The sequence below is a fragment of the Sagittula stellata E-37 genome, assembly GCF_039724765.1.
In the GTDB taxonomy this organism is placed as follows: Bacteria; Pseudomonadota; Alphaproteobacteria; order Rhodobacterales; family Rhodobacteraceae; genus Sagittula; species Sagittula stellata.
The window spans coordinates 605,264-620,646 of the sequence record NZ_CP155729.1; the positions used below are offsets into that span (position 1 = coordinate 605,264).

Genomic DNA, 15,383 nt, shown 5'->3' on the forward strand with positions numbered 1-15,383 from the left:
CCCGGGGTCCCGGTCGAATGCCTCTGCTCCGGCTATCAGAGGTGCCTTAAGACTGCCTTGAAATGGTCGTCCCACGTCGGGGGTTCCATGGGGGGCTGCGTCGCGACGCCTGCCTTGTGGTCTTGTGCCAGCTTCCTGATCGCCTTTATCCACAGATAACGGTCATTGACGTCCGCGTAAACGGGGTAGTCTCCCAGAATCTCGCGGAAGATCGGAAGATCGTTGCAGATCACGGGCACCCCCATCACGGCGGCTTCCATCGGCGGCAGGCCGTATCCTTCGTTGAACGAGGGGAAGAGCATTCCGGTCGACCCCTTCACGAGGCTGAAGGCCTCTTCGTCACTGGCATTGTTGTATTCGAAGACATGGGGGGGGCGCGCGTCCAGCCGTTCGAAAAGCTCATCCACGCCCCAGCCGCGCCGCCCGACGATCACGAGATCGGCCTCCGGAATTTCCGGCCAGATATCGAGCAGCAGGCGATGGTTCTTTCGGACCTCGATGGTGGACAGGATGACGAAATAAGGTCTGCCGCCCGGCGGCGTGGCGGGCCGGATGTCGGGCAGGTCAATTTCGACACCCAGGTGCGCGGTCACCGTCCGGGGTGTGAACGGTGCCGCGTGCCGGAGCACGTTCTGTCGCGTGAACTCGGAAATGCAGATGGTGATGTCCGAGTATTTCATCATGCGCTGAAAGAAATCGTCGAACATTTCGGTGACCCTGCCCACGCAGAATTCCGGATGATCGAGCGGTATCGTGTCGTAGATCATCGTGATGATCTTGCCGTCGAGCGTCTTGAGCGTGTCGAGAAGGCGCCGGGTCGGGGCCTTCTGTCCCAAGTTGAAGTACTGCATCCCGGTCCCGACGCGTTTCTTCAGCATCCGTTCAAGCCCCCGTGCCGGGGAGCGGGCAAGGGCCGCGCGGCGCATGTCGGACTCGGCGGCGGCGAGGTTGGGTTTGTACTTGCGCCGGATGCGCGACAGCAGATCGGGCTTGCCCCAACGGTTGTCCCGGATCCGGTCACGCAGGTCCGCGCAACCGGATCGGTCCAACAGGATGTAGCCCGCTGCCGTGCGGACGATGCCGAACAGCGGCACTGACGTATCCCGAACGAAATGATCGAGGTAACAGTATATGACGCGGTCGATGCCGGTGGTGCGGAAACCGGCCCGCGCGATCAACCGCGTCAGGTCGAGCAGTCTTGTCATTATTTGCCTTTGAACCGGGGCGCCTGAGCGCGCCCCAATTTATTTATCGTAGTGCCCGTTCCTGTGCCAGCGCCATGCATCCGCGATCATCTGGGGCATCGTGGACCGGTGGGCCACCCATTCCAGCTCTTCGTGGGCGCGAACGGAGCCGGAGACCAGCTTCGTCGCATCGCCGGCACGGCGCGGCCCCTCCGAACAGGGGACTTCGGCGTTGGTGACGGTGCCCGCGGCGGTGATGACCTCGCGCACCGAGAACCCCTTGCCGGTGCCCAGGTTGAACACCCGGCTGCCCTTGCCGTCCTTGAGCCACTTCAGCCCCAGCACGTGCGCGTCCACGAGGTCGCAGACATGCACGTAGTCGCGGATGCAGGTGCCGTCCGGCGTGTCGTAGTCGGTGCCGTTCACCGTCAAAGCCGGGCGCTTGCCGTCGACGGCTTCCAGCATGACGGGGATCAGGTGGGTTTCGGGACGATGGTGTTCGCCGATTTCGCCCTCCGGGTCGCCGCCCGCCACGTTGAAGTAGCGGAAGATGACGTGGCGCAGCCCGTAGGCGGCACCGAAGTCGCGCAGGATGTCCTCGACCGCGCGCTTCGACGCACCGTAGGCGTTCAGCGGTTCCTGCGGCGTGTTTTCGTCGAGCACGACGTTGTCGTGTTCGCCGTAGGTCGCGCAGGTGGAGGAGAACACGAAGTCGAGGCAGCCGGCTTCGACCGCCGCCTCGATCAGGGTCAGTGAGCCGCAGACATTGTTGCGCCAGTACATGCCGGGCTTGGCCATGGCCTCGCCCACCTGGCTGAGTGCCGCGAAGTGCATGACGGCTGCGGGTTCGTATTTGCGGAACACCTCGTCCAGTCGGGCGCGGTCCATCAGGTCGCCCTGTTCGAAGGGGCCGAACTTCACCGCGTCCTGCCAGCCGGTGACGAGATTGTCATAAGTGACAGGTGTATAGCCCGCAGCCTTCAGCGCCTTGCAGGCATGGCTGCCGATGTACCCGGCTCCGCCGGTAACCAGAACGTTAGTCACTGTCCTATTCTGCCGCCTTGCGAGTGGACATCAGTTCCTGGAGATAGCCTTCCAGTTCATCTCGGAGGTCGTCGCGGGCGAGGCCAAAGGCGACGGTCGCCTGCAGGAAGCCCGCCTTGGAGCCGCAGTCGAAGCGCTGGCCACGGAAGCGGAAGCCGTAGACGCCGCCGTCCTCCTTGTCGATTTCCTGAGCGATCGCGTCGGTAAGCTGGATCTCGCCGCCGGCGCCGGCCTGCTTCGAGTTGAGGTTCTTGAAGATCTGCGGCGACAGGATGTAGCGGCCGATCACGGCAAGGTTGGATGGGGCGTCCTTCGGCTCCGGCTTTTCGACCATGCCCTTCACCTTGACCATGGAGCCCATGTCTTCCGCGACGTCGAGCACACCGTAGGCTTTGGTCTTCTCCTGCGGGACTTCCATCGCCGCGACCATGTTGCCGCCGGTTTCCTCGTAGGCCTCGACCATCTGCTGGAGGCAGGGCTTTTCAGAGGCGATCACGTCATCGGGCAGCATCACGGCGAAAGGCTCGTTGCCGACCAGTTTGCGCGCGCACCAGATCGCGTGGCCGAGGCCGAGCGCCTTGTGCTGGCGGATGTAGGCGATCTCGCCCGAGTCCATGTTGGTGGACTTGAGGATGCTCAGCAGATCGTCCTTGCCCTTTTTCTTCAGCTCCTGCTCAAGTTGCGGGGCGTGGTCGAAGTAGTCTTCGAGCGCGCCCTTCCCGCGGGACGTGACAAAGATGAACTCCTTGATGCCTGCGGCACGGGCTTCGTCGATTGCGTACTGGACCAGCGGACGGTCCACGAGCGTCATGATCTCTTTCGGGACGGATTTCGTCGCCGGAAGGAAACGGGTTCCGAGGCCTGCAACCGGGAAAATTGCTTTGGTGACCTTTTTGGGCATCCGGATGCTCCTTTATTTTGCTATCGGATGGTCATTTTGAAATCGGTGTCGTGTAGCTGACCGGACCATCGCGCTTAACCAGTCAAAATGCCAGTGGCTCGGCCCCAAGTTATGGCACATTTCGTGTGGTTGCACCAATAAATGGGCACATTAACCACGAACCTTTTGTGTCCGCAGCACTTCCGAGTCAACCCTGCGTTGATGGCTCCATGGTTGCCATAAGGGCCCCTTCCTGACGCTACGTCCAAAGAGCCCGCCGGTCTGCTCCCAGACACCCGTATCGGTGAACCTCACACGGTGAAATCGGGCGCCGGGGCTGAGGATGTAGAGAGAAACGATGGCCCCCTGGGCGGCTTTTTCGGCTGCCGTCCGGCGGAGTTGCGCGGCCTGCCATGTCCGGCCAGACAGCCTGACACGTGGCGCGCCGGGCCGCCCGGGATAGGGCAGGAAGCCTTGCGCGGCACGGGGGATCTCGGGGCAGCGCTCAAGGATGCGTTCCGCGCCGTCGCGACCGCCCCGCTCCAGCCCGCGCATGAGGCGGCGGACGCCCATCGGATCGAGCGGACCGCGCTGCATGTAGCCCAGAAGGCGCTTGCGCTGGTCGTGGACAAAGCCGTCCCACGCGGCGGCTCGCGCGTTCGACGGGCAGTGCTTGCGCAGGAACGCCTGTTGCGAGGCGCCGATCTCGGTCAGGTCGCGCGGGGTGCGGTCGGAGGCGCGGCTGGCGCTTTCAGCGAATCCGTGATGCACCTGCGCCAGAGGGACGATGGCGGTGGCCAGCCCGCGCTGCGCCAGCCGCAGGTTCACGTCGGTTTCGTCGAGAAAGTAGCGGAAGGCCGGGTCGAAGCCGCCCATCTGTGCCAGCACGTCACGGCGCAGTGCCATGTTGGTGCCCTCGGTCTTGATCGCGCGGTCGGGGGTGGGGTGCAGTACGGTGGGTTGCATATCCGACACGTCGAGCGGCGTGGCCTGACCGGTGGCATCCGCCGTGCGGGCGGTCCACTGAAAGGTGATGCCGTTGCGCCCTATCACGAAGCCCCCGGCGGCAGCGATGTCCGCGGTCTCGAACGGAGCGGCGAGATGGGTCAGCCAGAGCGGTTCGGGCACGGCGTCGTCGTCGATGAAGGCGACCACTTCTCCGGCGGCACGGGAAATCCCGAGGTTGCGGGCCGCCGAGATGTTCGGTTCGTCGTAGGCGACCTGCTTGATCTGGTCTGCGTCGGGGCGCCGCGCCAGCGCCGCCAGCCCGTCAGGGCAGGCGACGACGATGACTTCGTAGCTGGGATAGTCGAGCTGCGAGATGCCGGTCAGGCACCGCATGAGGGCCGCGGGCCGGTGCCTGCTGACCACCACGATGCTGACCGGCAGGACCATGTTCAGCCCTTCTTCAGGTCGACCCCGGGCGCGTAGGCGATGAAGAACGGGTTGGCGAAGCCGTCCTTGCCGTAGGACAGGGGCGAGTGGTCGTCGAAACGCACGACCCGGCCACCGGCGCCCGCCAGAACGGCGTGACCGGCTGCGGTATCCCATTCCATCGTGCGGCCGAGACGCGGGTAGAGGTCCGCCTCGCCGGTGGCAACAAGGCAGAACTTCAGAGAAGAGCCCGCAGAGGTCATGTCCTTGACGTTGTAGAGCGCGATGTAGTCGTCGGTGGCCTGATCGCGGTGCGATTTCGACGCCACGACCATCAGGGAGTCGTTGCTCGGTTCGGTCACGCGGATCTGCTTGGTCTCGCCGGGGGTGGCCGGGTCGAAGGGGCCGATCTCCTCGACCGAGTGGCCGACGGAATTGGTGTAGAACATGCGGCCCTTGGCGGGGGCATAGACCACGCCGCGGGTCGGCACGCCGTCCTCGACCAGCGCGATGTTCACGGTGAAGTCGCCGCGCCGCTTGATGAACTCCTTGGTGCCGTCCAGCGGATCGACGATCAGGAAGGTCATGGCCGACGTGTCATGAGAGTCGGCCTGTTCCTCGGTCACGAGCGCGACATCGGGGAAGACCTCGCGCAGGCCGGCAGAGATCAGGGCATCGGCGGCCTCGTCGGCCTCTGTCACGGGGGAGGCGTCGGATTTCGTCTTCACCTCGAAATCGGGCGAGTCGTAGATTTCCATGATCTTGTCGCCCGCTTCGAGGGCGAGACGGCGCATGACGTTCATCAGTTCCGAATAGTTCATGGAAAGCTCCTTTCGCGCACGGCCCCGCGTCCGGCGGCGATTTATTGATTTGCAACGCTACTGGCCTTATGCTGCCGTTTACAAAGAACGGCAAGGATGCCGCAGGATATGGCAGAGCAGAGCGCTGCAAAATGCACGCGCATCACGGAGCAGGCCTATGTTTCAATCAACGACGCGACCGAAGTCCAGCCTGGGCTCGGCGCTGAACATCGCAGAACTGGTTTACCACAACTCGGTTCGCGCGGTGCGGAAGGCGCATGGCAACGCCTTCATGGCCATCTTCATGAACATGCTGCAGTCGATCATCTTCGTGCTGGCCTTCTATTTCATGTTCAAGATCATGGGGATGCGCAGCGCGGCGCTGAGGGGCGACTTCATGATCTACATCATGACGGGCGTCTTCCTCTACATGACGCACACCAAGACGATGGGCGCGGTCGCCGGATCGGAGGGGCCGGCCAGCCCGATGATGCAGCACGCGCCGATGAACACCGCCATCGCCATCGCCGCAGCCATGGTTTCGACACTCTATATCCAGGTGCTGTCGTTGTTCGCGATCCTCTTCGTCTACGACGTGGCCTTCAATCCCTTCGTCATGCAGGAGATCTACGATCCGATCGGGTGCCTGGCGATGCTGCTGCTGTCGTGGTTCTCGGGGGCGGCGATCGGCATGGTGGTGCTGGCGGTCAAGCCATGGTTCCCGACGCCTGTCAGCATCCTGTCCACGGTTTACCAGCGGGCGAACATGATTGCGTCGGGCAAGATGTTCGTGGCCAACACGCTGCCGGGCTACATGCTGGTGATGTTCGACTGGAACCCGCTGTTCCACACCATCGACCAGTCGCGCGGCTATGCCTTCGTCAACTATGTGCCGCGCAATTCAAGCTGGGAATACGCCTTCTACCTGTCTATCGTCCTGGTGATGATCGGGCTGATGGGGGAGTTCTACACCCGCAAACATGCCTCGGTTTCCTGGGGCGCGCGGCGCTGAGGACGGACGCGCCCCGGCCACGGGAAGGCAGGGACGATGCGTGCAATTCTGGCAATTTTGGTGACTTTCTGGACGGCGGTCGCCGCCGTGGCGCAGGACGGGACGCTTCCGGCGTTGCACAGGGTGACCGGCGTGGCTGCGGACGACGTGCTGAACGTGCGGGCGGGCCCTTCGGCGCAAACCGAGATCGTGGGCACCCTTGCGCCGGATGCCACGGGGGTCGGCGTTGTGCGGACGGAGGGCGGCTGGGGGCTGGTCAACGCGGGCGAGCGGGCGGGCTGGGCGTCCCTCCGGTTCCTGGAGGCGGAGCCGGGCGGCACGTTGGCCGAGGCTGGCGCGCTGCGCTGTTTCGGGACAGAGCCGTTCTGGAGCCTGAAGATCGCACCCGGTGCCGAAGCCGTCCTGACCTCGCCGGAGAATATGGACGGCGCAGCCTATGAGGTCGGTGAACTGCGCCGCATGCCCGCTGCGCTGGAGAAATACCTGGTCGATGGCAGTGGTCCGGAGGGTGCGGTTGCGGCAATCATCCAGCGCGCCGCCTGCAACGACGGCATGTCGGACCGGGCGTTCGGGCTGGACGTGTCGGTGGTGCTGTCGGGCGGGGATCGGCGGGTGCTGTCCGGCTGCTGCACGCTGGGCGATTGAGCCGCCGCTTTACGGGCGCCCCGACTGGCGGCCCTTCGGGCACCAGCGGCCCACCCTCCAAGCCACGGCCCGTGACGGTTCAGGTGACGACGCGCAGGGTCAGGTTGAGTCGTCCGCCATCGGGAAAGAGCGTCGAGGTGCCGGGGCGCAGCCGGTCGATGCCGTGGAACGCCCGGCGGGACGGGCCGGTCAGCAGCACGAGGTCGCCGGACGCCAGCCAGACGGAGCGTGTGGGGTCGCGGCGGTTTTCTCCGCCCATGCGGAAAAGCGCGTCGTCCCCCAGCGAGACCGAGAGCACTGGGCAGTCGTAATCCTGTTCGTCCACGTCCTGGTGCAGACCCATGCGCGCGTCTTCGGCGTACCAGTTGATAAGGCAGCATTCCGGCGGGCGCGGACTGTCGGCGTATGTGTCCCAGAGCGCCATGATGCTGTCGGGGATCGCGGGCCAGGCGGTGCCGTTCGGGTGCGTTTCCTCGTAGCGGTAGCCTTTGGTGTCGCTGATCCAGCCGAACCGGCCTGCCGCGCTCATCCGCACCGACATCGGGCCGCGCCGCGTGCGGGGCCGGAAAAGCGGGGCCTGTTCCAGCACCTTGCGGACATCGGCCACAACCCGTTCCTGCGTGGTGCGATCGAGGGCTGCGGGGAAAATCTCGAAACCTTGGTGGGAAATGCGATCCATGCGTCACATCTGGCGCCTTGAAAACGGTCTGCCAAGGATTTGTCGCGTATTCATCGCCCCACAAGGCCCGAATCCACGCAAATTGGCCCGTCGCGGACGCTTGGCAAAGGGGGAGGGCCTCCTTATATACCCTCCGAACGCGCTGGCGGGGCCACCGCCCGCGTCAACCAATGCGGGGCGCGGATGCCGAAACGGGTCCAGGGCCTCGCGGTATCGCCTGAACTTGATAAAGGGATCGAAGACATGGGTAAGGTAATTGGCATCGACCTCGGGACCACCAACTCCTGCGTCGCCATCATGGATGGCAGCCAGGCCCGGGTGATCGAAAATGCCGAAGGCGCGCGGACGACGCCTTCGATCGTTGGTTTCACCGAAGACGAGCGGCTGGTCGGCCAGCCCGCGAAGCGTCAGGCGGTGACGAACCCGGAGAACACCGTCTTTGCCGTGAAGCGCCTGATCGGCCGTCGCACCACCGACGCCGAGGTGACGAAGGACAAGGACATCGTTCCGTACAAGATCGTCGACGGCGGCAACGGCGACGCATGGGTCGAGATCCGCGGCGAGAAGTATTCGCCCAGCCAGATCTCTGCGTACACGCTGCAGAAGATGAAAGAGACCGCCGAGTCCTATCTGGGCGAGGAAGTCACGCAGGCGGTCATCACCGTTCCGGCGTACTTCAACGACGCTCAGCGTCAGGCGACGAAGGACGCGGGCAAGATCGCCGGCCTCGAAGTGCTGCGCATCATCAACGAGCCGACGGCGGCCGCGCTGGCCTATGGTCTGGACAAGAAGGATGCGAAGACCATTGCCGTGTATGACCTCGGCGGCGGCACCTTCGACGTGACCATCCTGGAGATCGATGACGGCCTGTTCGAAGTGAAATCTACCAACGGCGACACGTTCCTCGGCGGTGAAGACTTCGACATGCGGATCGTCAACTACCTCGCGGACGAGTTCAAGAAAGAGCACTCCGTCGACCTCCGCAAGGACAAGATGGCGCTCCAGCGTCTGAAGGAAGCGGCCGAGAAGGCGAAGATCGAGCTGTCGTCCGCGACGCAGACCGAGATCAACCAGCCGTTCATCTCGATGGGCTCCGGCGGCACGCCGCTGCACCTCGTGATGAAGCTGACCCGCGCGAAGCTGGAAAGCCTCGTCGGCGATCTCATCAAGGCGTCGATCAAGCCGTGTCAGGCGGCCCTGAAGGACGCGGGCCTGACCACCTCCGACATCGACGAGGTCGTTCTGGTCGGCGGTCAGACCCGTATGCCGAAGGTCATGGAAGAAGTGACCAAGTTCTTCGGCAAGGAGCCGCACAAGGGCGTGAACCCGGACGAAGTCGTCGCCATGGGCGCCGCCATCCAGGCCGGTGTTCTGCAGGGTGACGTCAAGGACGTGGTTCTGCTCGACGTGACGCCGCTGTCGCTGGGTATCGAAACGCTGGGTGGCGTGTTCACCCGCCTGATCGACCGCAACACGACGATCCCGACGAAGAAGTCCCAGGTCTTCTCGACCGCAGAGGACAACCAGAACGCCGTGACGATCCGCGTGTTCCAGGGTGAACGCGAGATGGCTGCCGACAACAAGATGCTCGGCCAGTTCAACCTCGAGGATATCCCGCCGGCACCGCGCGGCATGCCGCAGATCGAAGTGACCTTCGACATCGACGCCAACGGCATCGTGTCCGTCGGTGCCAAGGACAAGGGCACCAACAAGGAACAGAAGATCACGATCCAGGCGTCTGGCGGTCTGTCGGATGAGGACATCGACCGGATGGTCCGCGAAGCCGAGGAAAACGCCGAAGGCGACAAGGCCCGCAAGGAGCTTGTCGAGGCGAAGAACCAGGCGGAAAGCCTCATCCACTCGACCGAGAAGTCGATCGAGGAGCATGGCGACAAGGTCGATCCGTCGACCATCGAAGCCATCGAGCTGGCGGTTGCCGCGCTGAAAGACGATCTGGAGAAGGACGACGTTGCAGCTGACAAGCTGAAGTCGGGCATCCAGAACGTCACCGAAGCGGCGATGCGTCTTGGCGAGGCGATCTACAAGGCGCAGGCCGACGGCGGCAGCGACGACGTGGACATGGGTGGCGACACCGGTGGCAACACGTCGGCCGACGACAATATCGTCGATGCCGATTTCGAGGATCTTGACGACAACAAGCGGGCCTGAGGCACGCGCCCGGAAACACAGGAGGGGCCGGTCCGGATGCCGGGCCGGCCCCTTCGTTCTGACCGAGGGTCAGACTGTTCGGGCCGAGAGGAGGACTTGAATGTCCAAGCGTGACTATTACGACGTGCTCGGGGTCAAGAAGGGCGCCTCTGCGGAAGAGCTGAAGAAGGCCTACCGGGCCAAGGCCAAGCAGCTGCACCCGGATCGCAACAAGGACGATCCTGACAGCGAAGCACAATTCAAGGAAGTGAACGAAGCCTACGACGTCCTGAAGGACGCCGACAGGAAGGCTGCGTACGACCGTTTCGGACATGCGGCCTTTGAAGGCGGCATGGGAGGCGGACCGCGTCCCGGTGGCGGTGCGCAAGGAAACGCGGATTTCGCCAGCGCCTTTTCGGATGTGTTCGACGATCTGTTCGGCGACTTCATGGGCGGACGTCAGGGGGGACGCCAGCGCGCAGCGCGCGGCGCCGACCTGCGTTACAACCTGCGGATCAGTCTCGAAGACGCCTTCAACGGCATGGCCAAGACGATCAACGTGCCGACGTCCGTCCAGTGCGGTGTCTGCAACGGCACCGGCTCGGAGGGCGGCTCCGAACCCACCACCTGCCCGACCTGTTCGGGGATGGGCAAGGTGCGCGCGACGCAAGGGTTCTTCACGGTCGAACGGACATGCCCGACGTGTTCGGGCATGGGGCAGATCGTCAAGAACCCCTGTGGCAATTGCCATGGTGCGGGCCGCGTCCAGAAGGACCGGGCGCTGTCGGTCAACATCCCCGCCGGGGTGGAGACGGGCACGCGGATCCGGCTGGCCGGCGAAGGCGAGGCTGGGATGCGGGGTGGCCCTCCGGGCGACCTGTACATCTTTATCGAGGTGGAGTCGCACAAGATCTTCGAGCGTGAGGGCACGGAACTGCACTGTCGCGTCCCGGTGTCGATCACCGCGGCGGCGCTTGGCGGCGACATCGAGGTGCCGACCATCGACGGCGGGCGGTCGCGCGTGAAGATCCCGGCGGGGTCGCAGTCCGGGCGCCAGATGCGTCTGCGCGGCAAGGGGATGCCTGCCCTCCGGGGCGGCGGGGCCGGTGACATGTTCATCGAGCTTGCTGTGGAAACACCCGTCAACCTGACCGCGCGCCAGAAGGAACTGCTGAAGGAATTCGACGAGCTGTCCGAGGACAATAACCCGGAAAGTTCCAGCTTCTTCAGTTCGGTCAAGAACTTCTGGGATTCGATGAAGGGCTGAAGCCGCAAAGGGTGCTCCGGCCATGCCATGGCGCCGGGGTTGTGCAAGATACGAGGGGCGGGGTGGTTCATCCACCTCGCCCTTTTCGTTCGAGACAGGCCCTGACCGGAAAATCGTCGTCAGTCGAAGCACTTGGAACGAATTCAAACGCCACGGGGTTCAGACTACAGTCCTTCACAGAGGCACTGGGAGCGAAAAAGCGGATGTTCGACTGGATCACGAGCCTTATCGACAGCATGGGTGCGTTTGGCGTCGCCTTGCTGATGTTTCTGGAAAACGTGTTCCCGCCGATCCCGTCCGAACTCATCATGCCGTTGGCCGGGTTCAACGCCGCGCGAGGCGACATGTCGCTTTGGCTGGTGATCGTGTCCGGCAGCATCGGGTCGCTTGCCGGGGCGTATCTCTGGTACTGGATGGCGCGCAAGATCGGGTTCGACCGGGTGTGCAGCCTGTCTCGCAAACACGGGCGCTGGCTGTCGATCTCTCCCGATGAGCTGGACCGGGCGAACGGCTGGTTCGACCGGCACAAGGGCAGCGCCGTTCTGATCGGGCGCCTGATCCCCACCGTTCGAACGCTGATCTCCGTGCCCGCCGGGGTGCGCCGGATGCACAGGGGCAAGTTCCTGGCCTACAGCGCGATCGGCACCTTCGCCTGGACAACGGCGCTGACGATGGCGGGGTATTGGCTGGAAAGCGGGTATGACGTGGTGTCCCAATGGCTCGATCCGGTGTCGACAGCGGTCGTGATCGGCTTGGTGGCGATCTACGTCTGGCGCGTGGCCACCTACTATCGCCGCAATCCGCGGGATGGGGATGCCTCTGGCAAGGTCGAGGAGACCGGTTAACCGTCTGTTCATCGCCCACGGTGCAGCCTTGCGCCATGACCCGTGGGCGATCCTTCTCCGACTCGCAGGCGGCGCTCTTCGATCACGAGGAAGCGCCGGTCACTGCCCCTACGGCCAAGCTGCCTTCCTATATCAAGGACCATCGCGCCCGGTTGAGGGAACGGTTTCTTGCGGGCGGACCGGATGCCTTGCCGGACTACGAGATGCTGGAGCTGGTGCTGTTCCGGGCGATCCCGCGCCGCGACGTGAAACCCGTGGCGCGGCAGTTGCTGGAGGTGTTCGGCGACTTCAACGGCGTCCTGTCGGCCCCCGCCACCCGTCTGGCAGAGGTCAGCGGCGTGGGGGAGGCGGTTGTCTGCGAGCTGAAAATCGTTGAGGCGGCGGCGCATCGGCTGGCCCGGTCGCGGGTGATGCAGAAGCAGGTGCTGTCCAGTTGGGACGCGCTGCTGGCGTATTGCCAGACCGCCATGGCCCACGGCGAGATCGAGCAGTTCCGGGTGCTGTACCTCGACCGCAAGAACGTGCTGATCGCCGATGAGCGGCAGGCGCGCGGCACCGTGGATCACGTGCCTGTCTACCCGCGCGAAGTGGTCAAGCGGGCGCTGGAACTGAACGCCTCGGCGCTGATCCTCGTCCACAACCATCCCTCGGGCGACCCGACGCCATCGGCTGCGGACATCGACATGACGGTGCAGATACAGGCGGCGGCAGAGGTCATGGGCATCGTGGTGCACGATCATCTCGTGATCGGCAAATCGCGGGAGCTGAGCTTTCGCTCGGAGGGCCTGCTTTAAGGGCCTGTCAGAGCGTCACTTCACCCACACCTCGACCCGCCGGTTGACCTGACGCCCCCAAGAGGTGTCGTCGCAGGCCATGGGCATCGCTTCTCCGAAGGCGTCGAGCGCCAGTTCGAAGCTGGTCAGGTCGGCGGTCTCGGCGGTGACCTCCACGGCGGACTTCACCGCCTCGGCGCGGCGGCGGGCGATGGCCAGATTGGCGTCGGCCGGCCCCGCCCCGTCGGAGAAGCCGACGAACAACAGCTTGCGTCCGTCATAGCGCCCGGCCTCAAGGTCATGCGCCAGTTGCAACACGTTCGAGCGCGACTGCGCATCCAGCCTGGATGAGCCCGTCTCGAACCGGAAGGAGGTCGTCAGGCGGCGCATGGGCGCCAGAGTGCCGGTCAGACGCTGCAAGGTGGCCAGCCCGTTTGCGCCTTGCGCCGTGAGGATGGCATTCGACAGGCGATCCCCCTGAAGGTCGGCGCTGATCTCTTCGGCGGCCTGGTCGACGAAACCGGCGCGGCGGATGACGATCTGGGCCTGCGGGCTGCGGGTGAAACGCAGGAAGTCGCGCGCCAACGCCGGCAGCCGCCGGGCGGGTACGTATAGAAAGGCAGGGGCGGTCAGCGGGTAGTCCTCGGTCTTCACCGTCCGGCGGGCAGCGCGCATCCGGAAGCCGCAGGGGCCGGTCAGATCCAGCGCCTTGGCGTTGCCGACATCAGAGAAGCTGGCCAGTCCGATACCGAAGGGATCGCGCGTCACCGCCGCCGCCAGTGTCGTGTTGGAGCGGTGTCGCTCGGCAGGGCCGAGTTTTGCGCGGGCGGGCTGGAGCAACCTGTCCTCGATGCCCTGCGCCAGCCCGGACGCCTCGTCGCGCATGTGGACGGTGATCGGGGCGTCGGGTCCGCCAAAGACCTGCCAGTTCGACTGGCTGCCGGACAGGATGGCTACGAGATCGGACATCGACAGGGAGGAGACCGGGTTGCCCGGGGCGACAATCGGCACCACCGCGTCCAACGCAAGCACGGTCGAGCGATTGGAGAGGGTCAGGTCGCCCAGTCCCACTTCTCGCGCGCGGCGGGCCTCTTCCCGACGGATTTCGCGCAGGGCCATGACGATGTCGGCATCGTCGGCCAGGAGATCGGCAAAGCCCTCGTCGGTGTTCGAGACATGCACATGGAACCGTCCCACGATCTTGCCGGTGCCGTTGCTGCTCAGGTCGTAGCGAAAGTGGGTGTCGTCGACGTTCGTTCGTTCCGCCGACATGGCATTGCGCAGGGCGAAGGCCTCGATCAACGCGGGGAGGAGAACGCGCCCGATGGTGGCTGAGCCGGACACCTCGATCTCTGCCACGTAGTCGACAAGCGAGGGGCACCCGATCCCGGTGCAGCTGACGCCGGAGCCGTCCACCGTCAGCACGCCGAACTGGGTGTCGATGCGGTAGAACTCGCCGTCGAAGCCCAAGAGGTTGCCGCTCAACTCGATGGAGCCGTCGCGGGACCGCAGCACGATATCCTGTGCAAAAGCCGAAGCGGCCTGCATGAAAAGGAAAAGTGCGGCGAAAACCGCCGCACGTCTGATCGTCATGAAGGTCCTCGTCAGCCTAGCCGCTACCTCGCGGCGATTGTCAGGTCTTCCACAAGGTTTTTCAACACCAGAAAGTCACCTGTTCTTGCGCAGTCGGGCATATCGAGCGTCAGGTTTCGGGTCCGCAGCTTGGCATCGGCGCGCAGTTCCAGTGTCTGCGCCTCGACCGGCGTGTCGCAGTTCGTCGCGGTGATCTCGGCCTCGACCGTCAGGTGCACGTCGCCGTCGCGCTGTGCCGTGCCGGTGGGGAAGGTATACACCTCTGCCCGCAGCGCATCGGGAGCATCGGAATGGCCAAGTGCGGTCATGAAGCCGCCGATCCCCTTCGCGGCGGCACCGAGGTCGCCAGCGGCGCCGGACCAGACGTGGCCGGGGCCGAAATACTCCTCGGTGAATTCGCGGGCGTGCAGGCCAAGACCGGCATCGCCTTTCCACTGTACCACGACACGGTCGTAGAAGGGCAGGGAGGACACTTCGGTCATGGCCGTCGCACCGTCGCCGGAGGCGAAGCTGGCAATGAAGAGCGCGTTTTCGGCCAGCGCGGGAACGGTCACGTCCAGGTTGCCGCTGGCATCGGTCACATCCGTGAACATCATGCCCTGATGGTGCAGGGTCACGCGTTCGGACCCGTTGCAGGGCGCAGAGAGCGTCAGGTCGACCATTGCGCCTGCGGTGGCCTCCGCCGTCATGGAGACGCCGCAGCTTGCGACGGGCGCGGGGGCCCGCGACGGAGCGGCCATATTTTCCAGAGCGCTGTCGTCCGCGGCGGCCAGGGTGATGACGGATTGAGCCTCAGGCTTCGGTTCCGCGGCGCGGGGCGTTATCGCGGGGATGCCGGTCATCATGGCAAGCGCGGGCGCATCCGCCAGGGCGGCGGGCGCCGGGCTGGTGGTGCCCGTATCCTCTGCCATAGGCGAGCGCGCGGCGCCGACGTTGCCGGAGGACGTGGGTGTCACACCGGTCACTGCGATTTCTTCCATCGTCGGGATGAGCGCCTGATGTTGTCCGGGCAGGGCCATCCCGTATTGCATGATGTAGCCGATCCCCAGTGCACAACTCAGGGTGATGCCGCCAAGCGCGAGGCTTTTCTTGTGGTTTTTCGTCAGTTCCAGCAGCTTGGACATTCCTTGGCTCCTGTC

14 protein-coding genes are annotated in these 15,383 nt (G+C 64.6%); 6 read left to right on the forward strand and 8 right to left on the reverse strand.

From position 1 onward, the window contains the following. Positions 1-35: 35 nt before the first annotated feature. The 5 genes from ABFK29_RS02845 to cysQ all read right to left on the reverse strand — a co-directional run bounded on the left by ABFK29_RS02845 (position 36) and on the right by cysQ (position 5,303). Positions 36-1,205 carry a glycosyltransferase gene (locus ABFK29_RS02845; RefSeq protein ID WP_005863929.1) on the reverse strand — a complete coding sequence of 390 codons (1,170 nt, stop codon included), beginning with the start codon at positions 1,203-1,205 and terminating at the stop codon, positions 36-38. A 39-nt stretch (positions 1,206-1,244) separates the two neighbouring features. After that, entirely contained in the window at positions 1,245-2,228 is a 984-nt protein-coding gene (gene galE, locus ABFK29_RS02850) for a UDP-glucose 4-epimerase GalE (RefSeq protein WP_005863931.1), read from the reverse strand. A 4-nt stretch (positions 2,229-2,232) separates the two neighbouring features. Then, positions 2,233-3,129, reverse strand: coding sequence for a UTP--glucose-1-phosphate uridylyltransferase GalU (galU, locus tag ABFK29_RS02855; RefSeq protein ID WP_005863933.1), 897 nt, complete (start codon positions 3,127-3,129; stop codon positions 2,233-2,235). Between the two features lie 150 nt (positions 3,130-3,279). Continuing rightward, positions 3,280-4,503, reverse strand: a complete 1,224-nt coding sequence (locus tag ABFK29_RS02860) for a glycosyltransferase family 2 protein (protein WP_005863935.1) — start codon at positions 4,501-4,503, stop codon at positions 3,280-3,282. A 2-nt stretch (positions 4,504-4,505) separates the two neighbouring features. Further along, positions 4,506-5,303 (reverse strand): 3'(2'),5'-bisphosphate nucleotidase CysQ, encoded by a 798-nt coding sequence (gene cysQ / locus ABFK29_RS02865; RefSeq protein WP_005863937.1) that lies wholly within the window; start codon positions 5,301-5,303, stop codon positions 4,506-4,508. A gap of 157 nt (positions 5,304-5,460) precedes the next feature. Here cysQ and ABFK29_RS02870 point away from each other — a divergent pair, with 157 nt between their 5' ends. Together ABFK29_RS02870 and ABFK29_RS02875 are read left to right on the forward strand one after the other, a co-directional pair. Then, positions 5,461-6,294, forward strand: coding sequence for an ABC transporter permease (locus tag ABFK29_RS02870; protein WP_005863939.1), 834 nt, complete (start codon positions 5,461-5,463; stop codon positions 6,292-6,294). A 36-nt stretch (positions 6,295-6,330) separates the two neighbouring features. Beyond that, positions 6,331-6,939, forward strand: a complete 609-nt coding sequence (locus tag ABFK29_RS02875; protein ID WP_040605231.1) for an SH3 domain-containing protein — start codon at positions 6,331-6,333, stop codon at positions 6,937-6,939. Between the two features lie 79 nt (positions 6,940-7,018). On the opposite strand, the gene ABFK29_RS02880 is transcribed toward ABFK29_RS02875, so the two are convergent. Further along, positions 7,019-7,618 (reverse strand): alpha-ketoglutarate-dependent dioxygenase AlkB family protein, encoded by a 600-nt coding sequence (locus ABFK29_RS02880; protein ID WP_005863942.1) that lies wholly within the window; start codon positions 7,616-7,618, stop codon positions 7,019-7,021. A gap of 243 nt (positions 7,619-7,861) precedes the next feature. Between ABFK29_RS02880 and dnaK the strand changes: the two genes are divergently transcribed. The 4 genes from dnaK to radC all read left to right on the forward strand — a co-directional run bounded on the left by dnaK (position 7,862) and on the right by radC (position 12,672). Then, entirely contained in the window at positions 7,862-9,787 is a 1,926-nt protein-coding gene (gene dnaK, locus ABFK29_RS02885) for a molecular chaperone DnaK (RefSeq protein WP_005863946.1), read from the forward strand. Between the two features lie 100 nt (positions 9,788-9,887). Next, positions 9,888-11,033 carry a molecular chaperone DnaJ gene (gene dnaJ / locus ABFK29_RS02890; RefSeq protein ID WP_005863948.1) on the forward strand — a complete coding sequence of 382 codons (1,146 nt, stop codon included), beginning with the start codon at positions 9,888-9,890 and terminating at the stop codon, positions 11,031-11,033. A gap of 203 nt (positions 11,034-11,236) precedes the next feature. Further along, complete coding sequence (locus ABFK29_RS02895) at positions 11,237-11,878, forward strand: DedA family protein (protein ID WP_005863950.1); 642 nt, start codon at positions 11,237-11,239, stop codon at positions 11,876-11,878. A gap of 35 nt (positions 11,879-11,913) precedes the next feature. Next, on the forward strand, positions 11,914-12,672 hold the full coding sequence (radC, locus tag ABFK29_RS02900) for a RadC family protein (RefSeq protein WP_005863951.1): 759 nt from the start codon (positions 11,914-11,916) through the stop codon (positions 12,670-12,672). A 15-nt stretch (positions 12,673-12,687) separates the two neighbouring features. On the opposite strand, the gene ABFK29_RS02905 is transcribed toward radC, so the two are convergent. Next, a complete protein-coding gene (locus ABFK29_RS02905; protein ID WP_005863953.1) occupies positions 12,688-14,244 on the reverse strand; it encodes a substrate-binding domain-containing protein in 1,557 nt (518 codons plus the stop codon). Positions 14,245-14,267: 23 nt separating this feature from the next. Beyond that, positions 14,268-15,368, reverse strand: a complete 1,101-nt coding sequence (locus ABFK29_RS02910; RefSeq protein ID WP_005863955.1) for a hypothetical protein — start codon at positions 15,366-15,368, stop codon at positions 14,268-14,270. Between the last annotated feature and the right edge of the window lie 15 nt (positions 15,369-15,383).

Bases quoted from the DNA above. Each gene is read 5' to 3' on its own strand.
- ABFK29_RS02910 (WP_005863955.1), bottom strand. From the start codon at position 15,368: ATGTCCAAGCTGCTGGAACTGACGAAAAACCACAAGAAAAGCCTCGCG.
- ABFK29_RS02845 (WP_005863929.1), bottom strand. From the start codon at position 1,205: ATGACAAGACTGCTCGACCTGACGCGGTTGATCGCGCGGGCCGGTTTC.
- cysQ (WP_005863937.1), bottom strand. From the start codon at position 5,303: ATGAACTATTCGGAACTGATGAACGTCATGCGCCGTCTCGCCCTCGAA.
- dnaJ (WP_005863948.1), top strand. From the start codon at position 9,888: ATGTCCAAGCGTGACTATTACGACGTGCTCGGGGTCAAGAAGGGCGCC.
- ABFK29_RS02905 (WP_005863953.1), bottom strand. From the start codon at position 14,244: ATGACGATCAGACGTGCGGCGGTTTTCGCCGCACTTTTCCTTTTCATG.
- ABFK29_RS02895 (WP_005863950.1), top strand. From the start codon at position 11,237: ATGTTCGACTGGATCACGAGCCTTATCGACAGCATGGGTGCGTTTGGC.
- ABFK29_RS02870 (WP_005863939.1), top strand. From the start codon at position 5,461: ATGTTTCAATCAACGACGCGACCGAAGTCCAGCCTGGGCTCGGCGCTG.
- ABFK29_RS02880 (WP_005863942.1), bottom strand. From the start codon at position 7,618: ATGGATCGCATTTCCCACCAAGGTTTCGAGATTTTCCCCGCAGCCCTC.
- galU (WP_005863933.1), bottom strand. From the start codon at position 3,129: ATGCCCAAAAAGGTCACCAAAGCAATTTTCCCGGTTGCAGGCCTCGGA.
- dnaK (WP_005863946.1), top strand. From the start codon at position 7,862: ATGGGTAAGGTAATTGGCATCGACCTCGGGACCACCAACTCCTGCGTC.
- ABFK29_RS02875 (WP_040605231.1), top strand. From the start codon at position 6,331: ATGCGTGCAATTCTGGCAATTTTGGTGACTTTCTGGACGGCGGTCGCC.
- ABFK29_RS02860 (WP_005863935.1), bottom strand. From the start codon at position 4,503: ATGGTCCTGCCGGTCAGCATCGTGGTGGTCAGCAGGCACCGGCCCGCG.
- radC (WP_005863951.1), top strand. From the start codon at position 11,914: ATGACCCGTGGGCGATCCTTCTCCGACTCGCAGGCGGCGCTCTTCGAT.